Source organism: Pantoea sp. CFCC18177, from assembly GCF_059412425.1.
The window spans coordinates 68,027-82,633 of record NZ_JBNBPL010000004.1; the positions used below are offsets into that span (position 1 = coordinate 68,027).

At 51.8% G+C, this 14,607-nt stretch carries 12 protein-coding genes and 1 pseudogene; 9 read left to right on the forward strand and 4 right to left on the reverse strand.

Translation table 11 applies throughout. The features are described 5' to 3' along the window. Position 1 precedes the first annotated feature (1 nt). From ACPUC8_RS05865 to ACPUC8_RS05880, 4 genes are all read right to left on the reverse strand, one after another. Positions 2-1,393: a GntP family permease gene (locus ACPUC8_RS05865; protein WP_058973230.1), complete on the reverse strand. Its 1,392-nt coding sequence runs from the start codon at positions 1,391-1,393 to the stop codon at positions 2-4. A gap of 130 nt (positions 1,394-1,523) precedes the next feature. Further along, entirely contained in the window at positions 1,524-2,711 is a 1,188-nt protein-coding gene (locus tag ACPUC8_RS05870; protein ID WP_494925752.1) for an acetyl-CoA C-acetyltransferase, read from the reverse strand. Then, entirely contained in the window at positions 2,708-3,385 is a 678-nt protein-coding gene (locus tag ACPUC8_RS05875) for a CoA transferase subunit B (protein ID WP_039337389.1), read from the reverse strand. Before ACPUC8_RS05875 ends, ACPUC8_RS05870 begins: the two co-directional genes overlap by 4 nt. Next, positions 3,372-4,091, reverse strand: coding sequence for a CoA transferase subunit A (locus ACPUC8_RS05880; RefSeq protein WP_058973233.1), 720 nt, complete (start codon positions 4,089-4,091; stop codon positions 3,372-3,374). The genes ACPUC8_RS05875 and ACPUC8_RS05880 overlap by 14 nt, the downstream gene beginning before the upstream one ends. Positions 4,092-4,237: 146 nt before the next feature. Between ACPUC8_RS05880 and ACPUC8_RS05885 the strand changes: the two genes are divergently transcribed. The 9 genes and pseudogenes from ACPUC8_RS05885 to proP all read left to right on the forward strand — a co-directional run bounded on the left by ACPUC8_RS05885 (position 4,238) and on the right by proP (position 14,485). Next, a complete protein-coding gene (locus ACPUC8_RS05885; protein WP_494925753.1) occupies positions 4,238-5,137 on the forward strand; it encodes a LysR family transcriptional regulator in 900 nt (299 codons plus the stop codon). A 740-nt stretch (positions 5,138-5,877) separates the two neighbouring features. Further along, a complete protein-coding gene (locus tag ACPUC8_RS05890; RefSeq protein WP_039331968.1) occupies positions 5,878-6,492 on the forward strand; it encodes a hypothetical protein in 615 nt (204 codons plus the stop codon). A gap of 16 nt (positions 6,493-6,508) precedes the next feature. Next, on the forward strand, positions 6,509-7,054 hold the full coding sequence (locus ACPUC8_RS05895) for a fimbrial protein (protein ID WP_039331966.1): 546 nt from the start codon (positions 6,509-6,511) through the stop codon (positions 7,052-7,054). Positions 7,055-7,114: 60 nt separating this feature from the next. After that, complete coding sequence (locus tag ACPUC8_RS05900) at positions 7,115-7,855, forward strand: fimbria/pilus periplasmic chaperone (RefSeq protein ID WP_052206059.1); 741 nt, start codon at positions 7,115-7,117, stop codon at positions 7,853-7,855. 19 nt (positions 7,856-7,874) lie between these two features. Continuing rightward, complete coding sequence (locus tag ACPUC8_RS05905; RefSeq protein WP_494925851.1) at positions 7,875-10,391, forward strand: fimbrial outer membrane usher protein; 2,517 nt, start codon at positions 7,875-7,877, stop codon at positions 10,389-10,391. 36 nt (positions 10,392-10,427) lie between these two features. Continuing rightward, complete coding sequence (gene stbD / locus ACPUC8_RS05910; protein ID WP_494925852.1) at positions 10,428-11,714, forward strand: fimbrial usher protein StbD; 1,287 nt, start codon at positions 10,428-10,430, stop codon at positions 11,712-11,714. Beyond that, positions 11,680-12,402, forward strand: a complete 723-nt coding sequence (locus tag ACPUC8_RS05915; RefSeq protein WP_494925754.1) for a fimbrial assembly chaperone — start codon at positions 11,680-11,682, stop codon at positions 12,400-12,402. Before stbD ends, ACPUC8_RS05915 begins: the two co-directional genes overlap by 35 nt. Before the next feature lie 180 nt (positions 12,403-12,582). Further along, a pseudogene (locus tag ACPUC8_RS05920) lies at positions 12,583-12,684 on the forward strand (hypothetical protein); the annotation flags it as partial. A gap of 370 nt (positions 12,685-13,054) precedes the next feature. Then, positions 13,055-14,485 carry a glycine betaine/L-proline transporter ProP gene (proP, locus tag ACPUC8_RS05925; protein ID WP_039331955.1) on the forward strand — a complete coding sequence of 477 codons (1,431 nt, stop codon included), beginning with the start codon at positions 13,055-13,057 and terminating at the stop codon, positions 14,483-14,485. Positions 14,486-14,607 lie beyond the last annotated feature (122 nt).

Genomic DNA, 14,607 nt, shown 5'->3' on the forward strand with positions numbered 1-14,607 from the left:
TTTAGACAATGCCGGTGAGGTAAAACACCCCAATCACAAACAGCACTGCCAGACTTTTAATGATGGTGATGGCGAAGATGCCGCCATAGGCCTCTTTGTGGCTCAACCCGGTAATGGCTAACAGCGTGATCACGGCGCCGTTGTGCGGCAGCGTATCCATCCCGCCGCTGGCCATCGCCGCGACACGATGCAGCACTTCCATTGGGATACCCGTGGCCTGGGCTGCCTGCACAAAGTGTTCGGCCATTGCGGCCAGCGCGATACTCATACCGCCCGATGCTGAGCCTGTGATCCCGGCCAGGACTGTGATGCTGATCGCCTCATTCAGTAGCGGATTAGGGATCGCTTGCAACACGCCGGAGAGCACCACAAATCCTGGCAGCGCGGCGATCACCGCACCAAAACCATATTCGGAAGCGGTGTTCATCGCGGCCAGCAGCGCGCCCGCCACGGCTGTGCGGCTCCCTTCAGCCAGACGCCCGCGTATGTTGCGCCAGCCGAAGATCAGCACCACCAAAATACCGCTCAGTAATGCTGCCTGCACCGCCCATATCGCGGTGGTTTTCTTGATATCTGTCACGATAGGAATAGGATTCCCCGGCAAAGTCACGCTGCTTTGCGCGCCGTACCATGATGGGATCCAGTAAGTGAAGAGAAGATTCAGCACTCCCACCAGAATCAGCGGCAGAATAGCAACCAGCGGGTGCGGTAAATGCACATCTTCTGCCGTTTCTGGCTCATTCTTTAAATTGATGCCGTAAGGTTCATTGTTTGCCTGCGCCCGGCGGCGTTGACGATCCAGCCACAGCAGGCCAATGACAATAATGAACAGCGAGCCGATCAACCCCAGCCATGGCGCCGCCCAGGCGTTGGTGCCAAAGAAACTGCCGGGAATGATGTTCTGAATTTGTGGCGTACCGGGCAGCGCATCCATGGTGAAGGAAAATGCGCCCAATGCCACCGTTGCCGGGATCAACCGTTTGGGGATATTGCTTTGACGGAACAGTTCCGCGGCAAACGGATACACGGCAAAGGCCACCACAAACAGCGAGACACCGCCGTAGGTCAGTAGCGCACACACCAGCACAATCACCGGGATCGCGTGACGACGCCCTAAGAGTGCAATCGCTGCTGTGACGATGGAACGCGAGAAACCCGACAGTTCAATCAGCTTGCCAAAGATGGCCCCGAGCAGAAAGACCGGGAAGTAGAGCTTCACAAAGCCCACCATCTTCTCCATAAACAAACCGCTGAACACCGGCGCGACTGCAGCCGGTTCAGTTAACAGCACCGCTAACAGCGCAGCGATCGGGGCGAACAAAATTACGCTATAGCCGCGATAGGCAGCTAACATCAGCAATCCGAGCGCAGCGAGGGCAATAACGACACTCATGTTGCTTCCTTATTATTTTGTAGGGTTGATCATGAAATAATTGCTCTTTACCGTAGCGGCGCGATTGATCGTGCTGACTCCAGCGATGGCGCTGCTGGCAGATGCGCAATGAATTGCGCCGCTACAACTTTCATCTCTCAGAACGTTCAATCGTTAACGCCACGCCCATGCCGCCGCCGACGCACAGCGTGGCCAAACCGCGCTGCAGCTGGCGTTGCTCAAGCGCATGCAGCAGCGTGACCAGAATGCGGCAACCGGATGCGCCAATCGGATGACCAAGCGCTATCGCACCGCCATTGACGTTGACTCGCTCGGATCGCCAGTGCAGCGCTTTCCCCACGGCTAGCGCCTGGGCAGCAAAACCTTCATTTGCTTCGATCAAATCCACCTGATCCAGCGTCCATCCCGCTTGTTTGAGCGCTTTTTGCGTGGCGGCAACCGGGCCGATGCCCATCACCGCAGGATCCACCCCCGCGATACCGCACCCCGTCAAACGCGCCATGATCGGCAACCCCAGCGCCGCGGCACGCTGTGCCGACATCAGCATCACTGCCGCTGCGCCGTCGTTAAGACTGGAAGCATTGCCTGCGGTAACACTCCCCTCTTTTTTGAATGCGGGATGCAAACGCGCCAATCGTTCTGCGGAGCTGTCCGCACGAGGCTGCTCATCTTCACTGATCACCTTCACTTCGCCTTTGGCTTGTGGCACCTCGAGCGCAGTGATCTCTGCGCGAAAGCGCCCTTGCTGCTGTGCCGCTACCGCCTTTTGTTGCGACTGCAAAGCAAAGGCATCCTGGTCTTCACGACTGATGTGATACTCATCCGCCAGATTTTCGGCGGTGATCCCCATGTGGTAATCGTTAAAGGCATCCCACAGCCCATCATGGATCACGCTGTCAACTAACTGGCTATGGCCTAAACGACATCCACCGCGTGCATCGGGCAGCAAATAGGGCGACTGACTCATGCTCTCTTGACCACCGGCAATGATGATGTCGGCTGCGCCACTCTGGATCGCTTGCGCTGCCTGAATCACCGCTTTCAGCCCCGAACCGCATACCATGTTTAGCGTGGTGGCAGGTACGCTATAGGGCACACCGGCCGCGACAGTAGCCTGGCGCGCTGGGTTTTGCCCGCAACCCGCAGTCAACACTTGTCCCATGATCACTTCATCTATCTGCGCGGGATCGACCTGGGTCTGCGCCAACAGCGCGGCGATCACCCTTTGCCCCAACTCAACGGCGGAAAGCGTCGCCAGCGCGCCATGAAAGCGACCAATCGGTGTGCGGGTCGCCGCAACAATCACGCACTCATTCATAACGCCTCCGGGTTTTGCTGGGTAAAGATCATTTCCCGCACATTATCCGCCACGCGCAGTGCTCCGGCCGTTTTGGCGCGAATCTCTTCGATGCTCACACCCGGCGCGTATTCACGCAGTACAAAGGCACCGTCTTCAATTTCCAGCCAGGCAAGTTCGGTGATCACTCTGCGGATACAACCGACGCCGGTAAGCGGCAAGGTACATTTGCTAAGCAGTTTCGATTCACCATGCTTTGAGGCGTGGGTCATCATTACGATGATGTTCTCGGCCCCGGCGACTAAATCCATTGCTCCACCCATGCCTTTCACCATTTTTCCAGGGATCATCCACGATGCGATGCTGCCTTGGGTATCGACTTCCAGCGCTCCCAACACGGTGAGGTCAACGTGGCCACCCCGAATCATGGCGAAGGATTGTGCGGAGTCGAAAATCGCTGCGCCTTTGCGTGCTGTCACGGTTTGCTTGCCAGCGTTGATCATGTCGGCATCCAACTCCGCTTCAGTGGGAAAAGCCCCCATGCCGAGCAACCCGTTTTCTGACTGCATCATCACGTCCATGCCCTTAGGTACGTAGTTGGCGACCAGTGTCGGCATGCCAATGCCGAGGTTGACGTAATCACCATCACGCAACTCCTGAGCCACACGTTGCGCCATCTGTTCACGCGTCAGCATCGGTGCCTCCTGCTCTTAAGGTGCGCTGTTCGATACGTTTCTCGAAATTGCCTTGAATGACGCGATCGACATAGATGCCCGGCGTATGAATGGCCGCCGGATCGAGCTCACCGGGTGCGACAATCTCCTCCACTTCCACCACCGTGACGCGCGCGGCCATCGCCATCAGTGGATTGAAATTCTGTGCCGTGTGGCGATAGATAACATTGCCGTACCAGTCCGCCTTCCAGCCTTTGACGATGGCAAAATCACCGCGAATCGCCTGCTCCAGAATGTAATGGCGTCCGTCAAACTCTCTCACTTCTTTACCTTCTGCTACGGGGGTACCGTAACCGGTGGCGGTATAAAACGCGGGAATACCCGCCCCACCCGCCCGGACTTTTTCGGCCAGCGTGCCCTGAGGCGTCAGGATGACTTCCAACTCACCACTCAGCATCTGCTGCTCAAACAGCGCGTTTTCACCCACGTAAGAAGCGATCATGGTTTTGATTTGCTGGTTTTCCAGCAGTAAGCCGAGGCCAAATCCATCTACACCACAGTTGTTCGACACCACTGTCAGACCTTTCACGCCCTGCTGGCGAATGTGAGCGATAAGGTTTTCTGGAATGCCGCACAGGCCAAACCCCCCTGCCAGTACCGTCATGTTGTCTTCTAACCCCGCCAGCGCTTGCTGATAACTGGTGACGCGTTTATCTAAACCTGCCATTGCCGTGCTTCTCCTGAATTCGCCGGATAAAGCCATCCTCACGTCACAGAAATGATTTGTTAATTTTGTTTTTATGCACTTTTCATTTACTTTTTTTATTAATAGGTTGTTAATCGTTGTTTTACATAAAGTTAACAAATTAAAAAATGAAAATGACTATCAAGCAGTTACGCGCGTTTTTAGCGGTGGCTCACACTTTAAACTTCGCCCAGGCCAGTGAGCGACTGGCAATTTCACAACCTGCCCTGAGCCTGGCGATCAGTGGATTGGAAGGCGCGTTGGGGGGGCCGTTGTTCATGCGTACCACCCGTCATGTGTCGCTCACACCGGAGGGCGAGATCTTTTTCCCCATGGCACGGCGACTGCTGGCGGATTGGGAAAATGCCGAAGAGGCGATGCACCTGCGCTTTACGTTGCAACTTGGGAAAGTGTCGATAGCCGCCATGCCCTCTTTCGCCGGCAACTTACTGCCCGCTGTGCTAAAGGCATTTCGTCAACGCTATCCCGGCGTCAATATTGCGGTGCATGACGTGATCAACGAAACGGTGTTGGAAATGGTGCAAGAAGGACGTGTGGAGATGGGCGTGGCGTTCGAGCCTGAGCTTGCCGATTCACTGCATTTCACGCCGTTGGGCAGCGATCGCTTTGTCGCCGTGGTCCCCGCTGAAAGTCCATTGGCAAATAAGTCCCAGCTAAGCTGGCGTGAATTACTGCAACTGGATTTCATTACTTTGCAACGCCCCTCGGCGGTAAGACTGTTACTGGAACAGTCTCTGGCGCAGGCGGGAAAACGTTTGGATGTGGCCTATGAAAGCCATCAGTTAGTCACAGTAGGCAAAATGGTGGCCAGCGGCTTGGGTGCAAGCGCAGTGCCGGCGCTTTGCATTCAGCAGATGCGGGAACTGGGCGCGGTGTGTGTGCCATTGGTGGCACCCACCATTGAACGCCGCGTTGGCATTCTGCGTTTGAAACAACACCACTTATCCCACGCGGCGGCGGCGCTGGCGCAAACGATGAGCGATGAATGCCGTTGGCCAGATTCATGAGAATGTTGTTTCAATCATTATTAAACGAACAATAATCATAACCCTATCGGGGAAAAAATAATCCATGCTGAATTGACCATTTAAGATGAACAAATCACTAATCGGTTTATTTATAAAACGTCTGAATATCATCATTAAATGATTATTACTGCTTCCACTTACATCGAATTTGGTTAATAAACCTAATACAACAGCGCAGCACACCACTCTGTGGATTAACACCCCCTTTAATCCGGACATTTTCGGATCAAAGTCATAACACATCAAATGTAAGAATAATCCTAATCCGGTTAATAACTCCTGAAACCTTGCAGACAATATTCTGACAATTCAGAAAAACCCTTGAGAAAGCAATAATCTCACTCGAAAACCATCAACCAATTTAAATTTATACCGGAAAAAAGAATATGAACTATAACGTTTTACCCACATTACTTTGATGGTTAACAGCGTCTGGATCACCAAGGCATTTAGCATTAAGTGCTATAAATTATTTGATCTTACTCTGTTACTTTCAAAATTAATCCTGGAGAAATTAGAAAAATCTTACCTCTTTATAGGTATGCAAGTGAATGCCATTGCCCAACTTCAGAAAAGACAAAGACATTCCTGTGAAACTTTAACCGTATGACCTAAGACTATTCTGATGCCAAAAATCAGAACACTTACTTAACCCATTGAATGAAAACAACTATCCTGCCAGGATATCCGCAGCTCTTCATGGAGCGGATGAGTCAGTTATGAGAAACACAACCAAAGAGGACATACGCTGCGCCAGTTGCAAATATCGCTGCCAGCTAACGGATCGAAACAACGATATTCTTCATCGCTGCCCAATACAAAAAATCGCCGTCTGGCCTGACAGTAATCACTTTCTGATGAAAGGTGTGTTGTCTTTAGTGGCAGGGCGCTACGAAAGTGTATTTTGCCGTGGATGTATATTCGTTGATTTTTCGATTCATAACATACGTTATTTAACCAATAAGAACTGGATTGAGTACCTTAAATCGACCGGCTTAACGATCGTGCTCGTGTCCGATCGGGCATTGTCCGCATTAGCGGCACACTGGATAAAGAGAGAGGGAATCCACTCGATTATCTATTGCGAGGACCAACTGGTCGATATTAAGAAAACGATCAACAGTACTTATTATGGTTTGAAAGGAGGTGCAACACGGAGAGTCAACGCACTCTCCCATGAAGAGGTTGATTTTCTTGATTTAGCGCTCAAAGGAAACTCTCTCTCTTCAATCTCAGTCGCCATGAATCATGACATGAAGAAGATTTACAACATTAAAGATTCCATTCGTAGGAAAACCGGCACCAGCTTTAATCAGCTGCTCTCGGGTCACTAAGTAAAAGGATTACACGATGATGACTCAAAAAAATAAATCATTACTCGCACTGGTTGTTTCCAGTGCACTGTTCTCTGCCTCTGCGTTTGCAGCATCGGACAATACCATCAATTTCCAAGGCGAAGTGGCAGATGAAACCTGCTCGATCTCAGTTAACGGTAATGCGGCCTCACCGGTGGTATTGATGCCAACCGTCAGCAAGGCTGACCTGGCAGCCAGCGGTGACACGGCGGGGCAAACTGCCTTCACGGTGGGATTAACCGGCTGCACGGGAGATGCATCCGCATCCACCAAAATCTCAACGGTCTTTGTCGGCAATAACGTGACGGCTAATGGCAACCTGGCCAATACCGGTACCGCGACTAACGTTGAGGTGCAACTGGTGGATAGCAAAGATGCCGTGATCAATTTAACGGGCGGTTACACCGGTAGCGGTGACCTGACGCTGGCCGCAGGCGAAACCGAAGCCTCAGCGACTTACAACGCGCAATATTATGCCAACGGTGTTGCCACGGCCGGTACGGTAGAGGCCTCTCTTCAATATGCCGTGACCTACCAGTAATAACGCAACAGTGTGGCTCATCTTATTCAGGGCCACACTGTGTATCATGGAATAGTGTCTATGTTTTTACGCAAAATCTTGTCTTGTTTATTACTGGGCACCGCACTGAATTCAGCCAATGCCAGTGTGACATTAGTAGGCAGCCGTATTATTTATCCGGGAACGGCCAGTTCTGTCGATATTCAATTCAAAAATGGCGACAACATCCCTTATCTGATTCAGGCCTGGTTTGATGATGGAGATGTTGATGCCCAACCACAGCAAATAAGCAGCGTACCTTTTATTATTACGCCCCCGGTATTTCGCATCCAACCGAAAGCCGGACAAGTGGCCCGTGTGGTGTTTAGCCAATCACGCTCATTACCGCAGGATCGCGAATCAATGTATTGGTTCAACATGCTACAAATTCCGCCTGCAGAAAAAACGACCACTGGCAAACAGAATGCGATGACGGTGATGCTGCGTAATCGCATCAAGCTTTTCTATCGCCCTGCCGGCATGGGTAAACCTGACAACATTTTGCAAGGAATCACCGTTCGCAGCCTGTTTGATAAGCAACGAGGTAACGGAATAGAGATTGATAACGCGCAGCCTTGGTTTGCTTCCCTGGTCGCCGTCAACTTACAGGTCGGGCAGCAAACGCATCTCTGCGACCCCGAAATGGTGGCTCCTTTTTCGCAGCAAACTTGCTGGTTTCCCAATACCAAACAGCGCTTACAGGGTGTAGGCACCGTGCGTATCGACGCAATTAACGATCAGGGAGCAAGAATAAGTGAACGTTACTCCATCCACTTACCGTGAATTAACATTACCTTTTTTCTTGCTGACTAGTTCATTCTCTTTTTCAACACCGGCTCTGAGTGATGAATATTATTTTGATTCGTCATTGTTTAAAGGGTCAGCCTTTGGTCAAAACATTGAACAATTTAATCATGGAACTTTGCCTGCGGGGCAATACCTGGTGGATATTTATCTCAATAATAAGCTGGTCTCCTCTGGCCTAAAGCTGGAATTCCTGCCTGCTGCTGGAAAGCAGGCCGTAGAACCTTGCTTGCCGCTGTCGCTGGTGAAAATGATGCAGATTAAACAAGCGACCAGCCAAACGGCGGTTGCAGGTTGCGCGCCTCTGGCGGCATGGACACCCCAAGGGAACTGGGAATTTGATTCCGCGGCTTTACGTTTGAACATCATCTTGCCCATGTCCGCGCTTAATCGCACGCCTAGGGGGTACATCCCCTCCGAGCAGTGGGACCAGGGTATGACTGCGCTGTTTCTGCGCCACAACACCAACTACACCTGGGCGGACAACAGCGCATCAGGCTACCGCTATCAGTACTTATGGAGCGGCATTACCGCAGGCACGAACCTGGCGACCTGGCAACTGCGCCATCAAGGTAACTTCCGCTATCTCAACAACAGCCAGGGAGAGAGCCGCTATCGCTACAACACGGTCAGAACCTGGGTACAAAGACCGATCGAAGCCCTGAATAGCCAGGTCACCCTTGGCGATAGTTATACCGAAGGATCGCTCTTTGGCAGCCTGGCATTTAACGGCATTAAACTTGCCTCCGATGAACGCATGCGCCCACAAGGACGGCGTGGCTACGCCCCTGAGATTCACGGTATTGCCTCATCAAATGCGCGTGTGGTAGTCAAACAACTTAGTCACGTGGTGTATGAAACTCTGGTTCCGCCGGGGCCTTTTATCATTGATGACCTCTATAACACGCGCAGTCAGGGTGATTTCGAGGTTGAAGTGATCGAGGCCAACGGCAAAATCGCCTCCTTCACCGTGCCTTACGCTTCAGTACCAGACTCGGTGCGTCCAGGTAACTGGCACTACTCTTTGGCCCTTGGTCGGGTGCGCCAGTATTACGCGGTCAACAACCCATTTTTTGAAGGCGTATTGCAGCACGGCATCAGTAATAATCTGACGGCCACCGCAGGATCGCGCTTAGCGGAAGATTATCAGGCCTGGTTGCTGGGAGGTGTCTGGGCGACGGACGTGGGCGCATTGGGGATCAACACCACCTTCTCTCAGGCAAAAGTAGAGAACGATCAACGCACCTCAGGCTGGCGAGCAGAACTGAGTTACAGCAAAACCTTCGAGACGGGCACCAACCTGGTGCTGGCCGCTTACCGCTACTCCACACGCGGCTTTCGCGATCTTGAAGATGTTTTAGGGGTGCGTCGTCAGCAGCAGGCGGGGATCGATTATTTCTCTGACTCGCTAAATCAACGCAATCGCCTTTCTGCCACCTTGAGTCAGTCAATGGACGCATTGGGTTTGGTGAGTCTGAGCGCCAGCACCGCAGATTATTACAACAATCAATCACGCATTACGCAGTTGCAACTTGGCTACACCAACAGCTGGCGAGCCATCAGTTATGGCATCAACGTAGCGCGACAACGTACCTACTGGAACTCCCGTCTGGATGACATCAGCATCAATGATAACCAGGACAGTAGCCGTCAGCAGAAGTACACCGAAAATACGGTGTCATTCAACGTCTCTGTGCCGTTGAACTGGGGTTCGGGTTTCTCATCGGTCGCTTACAACTACAACCAGTCAAAGCAGAGCCGTGCATCGACAGTTTCCTTAACGGGGTCCGCTGGCGACCAACGTGATTTCTCTTATTCACTGTATGCCGGCACAGAGCATTACCGCAGTGGCGACAGCGGTGCGGCCAGCTCATTTGGCGGCAACCTGCAGCAAAACACCCGCTTCGGTGCGATAAGGGCCAACTACGGTCAGGGGAACCACTATCGCCAGCTTGGACTGGGCACCTCTGGCACGTTGTTGCTGCATAGCGGCGGCCTGACGGCGGGGCCTTACACCAGCGACACTTTTGCGCTGATCCATGCCGAAGGCGCTCAGGGTGCAGTGGTGCAAAACGGGCAAGGCGCGGTGATTGACCGTAACGGTTACGCATTGCTGCCGTCATTGACGCCCTACCGTGAAAACACCGTGAGCCTGGACACACTCAACATGCGTGCCGACGCCGAATTGAGCGGAGGGAGCCAGCGCGTGGTGCCTTACGCCGGGGCAGTGAGCAAAGTTAATTTCTCAACCTTACAGGGCCATGCGGTGCTGATTTCATTAAGCACAACACAAGGCAGTGCACCACCTATGGGCGCAGAAGTGCGCGATGCTGCCGGCACCGTGGTCGGTGTGGTCGGTCAGGGTAGCCAGTTGTACGCCCGAGTTCCGCATGATTCGGGCAGCCTGGAGGTGCGCTGGGAGGGCAATTCACAGCGCTGCTTAGTGAATTATCAAATCACCGGAAAAACGCAACAGGCGCTGATCCTTCTCAATGGTATTTGCAGGAAGTCTTAATACGTGAACATAAAATATACGCTTTTTGCGTTACTGATGCTGCCTCTGACGCTTTGGGCTAACTGCATTAAAGTCACCAGCACGTCTTCACTCTCTGCCGCTGCGCTGGCGGCCGGTTACACCGCATCTTCCTGGACAGGGGCGTGTGATACCTGTTCAGGTAATTTGGGGTTACCTTCCGTTATCAGCATTAACAGCGGGACTTCATTTCAGCCTGCAGGCTCGCTGATTGCCAGTTCGGTGGGATCATTCCTCACTTCCGCCAGCAATGTGGCCTACAGCCCTAATCAGATCCTGTACCGCTGTGCGGTGGCCGATGCCAGCAGCTTGTTTGAGATGTACGCCACCAATGGCGATAGCGCTTATGCCGGAATGTATGCCAGCAACGAAGTCAGTGGTGCCTATTACGATGTGGCGAAAAACGTCGCGGTGCGCATGACCAACACCACAACCGGTGAGTATTACAGTCGCTACTGGAAAGCGCGTCAGTTCACCTCGGATAATTGGTATTCAGACGGGACTTACCTTTACATCCCGGCCAGCGCTTTCAGTAATGTGCTGTATGAGATGTTTAAGATCAGTTCCACCAGTTACTACGCCAACGGTGACAACCGCTACAGCGATACCTGGACGCAACCGCGCGGCTATATCGCCTTCAAAGGTCCGGGGCTGGATACCAACAGTCTGGTGGTGGGTCAGGACAGCGCCAGCTATTGGTACGGATTTTATGGCAACTGGCCTGCTGCATGGAGCACCTACCGCAACGTCACTTATGTTCGAGGTGCACTCTGTGAAGTGCTGAGTTATCCCTCCGTTGTGCTACTACCGACCATCAGTGTCGGTACGCTCACCGGCGGGGGCAGCAGCCAGGCGCCCTTTTCCATCTCCCTACAGTGCGAAACCGGCGCTAAAGCCAGCACCAGCACCTCAACCAGCAGCTCAGCCAATGTGGCAATGGGGTTATTGGTGAATCAATCCAATGCCGTGTTACAGGCAACCCGATTGGGCCTGACCACCAGCGGGGGCGGATTGACCTGGTTACTGGATACGCACTATGGCAGCAGCGGTGTGGCCTCTGGCGTAGGGATTAAAATCTATGACAGCAACGGCAGCGCCATCAATCTGTTGCCTAACCTGTCTTCTACTGGCACGGGCAATACCCGCGGCTGGTATGCCTACAGCGATTTAACTTCGCTGGTTTCTTCGGGGAGCCCCGCTATTTACAGCGGTGATTTTACAGCTTCGCTTGAAGCGTTGAGTGGACAAACCGTTACAGCAGGTACCGTGAATGCGCAGTTGCAAGTTGTGGTCAGTTTTCAGTAAGTCACTGGCACTGGCCAGCCTGCTTTTTTCCGCACACACTCTGGCAGTGGTGAATGTCGACAGGACCCGCATCATTTTCAACGCCAATCAAACCAGCCAGACGTTGAATCTTAAAAATGGGCCTGAAAACCCCACGGTGGTTCAGATTTGGAGTGATGAAGGTGACCTGATGCTGTCACCGGATCTCAGCAAAACCCCGTTGTTTGCTATGCCCCCGATGATGCGGCTTTCAACCGATGAGCAGCGTGCTATTCGCCTGGTGCTGACGACGCGGCAATCACTGGCAGATGACCGAGAAAGTCTGTACTGGTTGAATATTTATCAAATTCCCGCCCTGACTCAACAGCTCGGGAGTGCAGAGCGGAAAATTGTGCTGCCACTGCGTATTCGACTCAAAGTCTTCATCCGCCCTGCCACATTAGGTGCCCCCGCGCCTGATGACGTGCAAAAACTGCGCTTTGTGGTGCGGGGTAAGCAGTTAAGCATTGAGAACCCGACCCGCTGGTATATGAGTTTGCGGCTAAACATCGCGAACAGCATTACGGTGAACGATGTGATGGTTGCGCCGCTTGCAACGCACACTGTGACGTTGAATCAAGCCGTATCACCTGGTGAAAAGGTGGATTACGAGGTTTTTGACGATAATGGAAATCCGGTGAGTTATAGCACCACTATCCGTTTATTGTGAGAGTGCCGCGCCGATATTTGGCGCGGCATTGGAATACGGTGTTTAAACCATACACTCACTATGCATTTTCTTTCACCCCACACCAGCGCACCAACGTCAGCGCAATCGCCTTGGTGCAATCCACCAGGTCAGCAATCGACACATGCTCATTGGGCTGGTGTGACATCGCCGGGTCACCAGGGCCGAAGTTCAGTGGCACACCAAACGGATGAGTATTGCTTGCTGAGCCGTCTGGCGGAAGCTGAAACATTATATGCGCAGTTGATTGAGGACTGGATGTGATGAAAAGGTTGAGCCCAACACGCTTTAAGCAGCCTTAAAAGGACGGAGGGTAAGAAGTATCATGTGAGATAAACCCTGATCTGGAATCAGCATATTTGTCTTCCTGAACATTTCTCGCCATATATTATGATGGCGAGCAAATGCTTACTCGCCCATCCCCACACAATCAATTATTTCACGCCAGTGACACTTTGGCAGATTATTCGTTCATCACTACGTTTTTATGCAAGGATATATGTCACTGACTTGCACACTTTAACAATATTCCCTAAGGTGTTTTCTTTAAGCCTCTTATAGCTTTCATTTCCATTGATTAATTGTTCGGCTGCGAAAGCTATAAGATCGCTCCAATTTTACTCATGGAGAGTTTATGAGCACCGGATCGATTCCTAAACAATCTGACTTATCCGTTGAAGATATTACAGTTATCGACAACAAATTACTCAAACGCGCCGTCAGTGCTGCCGCGCTAGGCAATACGATGGAGTGGTTTGATTTTGGCGTGTATAGCTATCTTGCTGTCATTATTGGCCAGGTCTTTTTTCCCGGGGCAAGTAATACCGCTCAGTTAATCGCTTCATTTGGTACTTTCGCCGCTGCGTTTTTAGTCCGCCCGATTGGCGGCATGGTATTTGGTCCGCTTGGGGATCGCTTCGGTCGCCAGAAAGTCCTGGCTTTTACCATGATCATGATGTCGATTGGAACGTTTTGCATTGGCCTGATCCCAAGTTATGCCAGTATCGGCATCGCGGCACCTATCTTATTACTGGTCGCGCGTCTGGTGCAGGGTTTTTCCACCGGTGGTGAGTACGGTGGCGCAGCAACCTTTATCGCTGAATACTCCACAGATAAACGTCGCGGTTTTATGGGGAGTTTTCTCGAATTCGGCACCCTGGCGGGTTATTTACTGGGTGCCAGTTTGGTGACAGGCATGATCGCCTTATTACCGCATCAAGCAATGATGGATTGGGGCTGGCGTATTCCGTTCTTCCTCGCTGCGCCCTTAGGTATATTTGGCCTGTATATTCGTTTGAAGCTGGAAGAAACACCGGCTTTTAAAGAACACATGGATAAGCGCGAGGAACTGGAGCATAGCAAGCCACAGTTAGGTCTATCACAGATACTGCGCAAGCAGAGTAAACCGCTGCTGAAATGTATTGGCCTGGTATTACTGTTTAATGTCTCTAATTACATGCTGACGGCGTATATGCCAAGCTATTTAACCGGTGTATTGGGACTCAGTGAATTATCTGGACTGATGCTGGTGATGGTAGTGATGTTTATCATGATGCCACTCACCTTAATGTGGGGACATTTTACCGATCGGATCGGGCGTAAGCCGGTTATTGCCTTAGGTGCTTTAGGTCTGCTTTTGTTATCCATACCCAGCTTTATGTTAATTGGTTCAGGAAACATGCTGTGGGTATTTGCAGGTCTTGCGGTACTTGGGCTGTTACATACCTGTTTCAGCGGCACCATGCCGGCGACTTTACCTGCTCTATTTGTAACGGATATTCGTTACAGTGCTTTAGCGATTGGTTTCAATTTATCCGTTTCGTTGTTTGGCGGTACGACACCATTAATCACTGCGTGGTTGGTGGATACAACGCACAATGCCATGATGCCCGCCTATTACATGATGGGAGCCGGTATTATTGGTTTGATTACCGTCTTAACGCTGAGTGAAACCGCGCGTAAACCCTTGAAAGGTTCCTCGCCTGCAGTGGCCACCAAAGCCGAAGCACATAAACTGATTGAAAAACTGCGTAGACGTAACGCCCAACAGCAAAAACCTGCTTAACGTTACCGGGTGGTCATCACATTAATAGTGACTACCACTACATAAAAAGTAAATTTGTATGCCGGTGCGCATTCATGCACACCGGCATTCTGTGGTATTGACCATTGTGTCGCCTTTTTTCC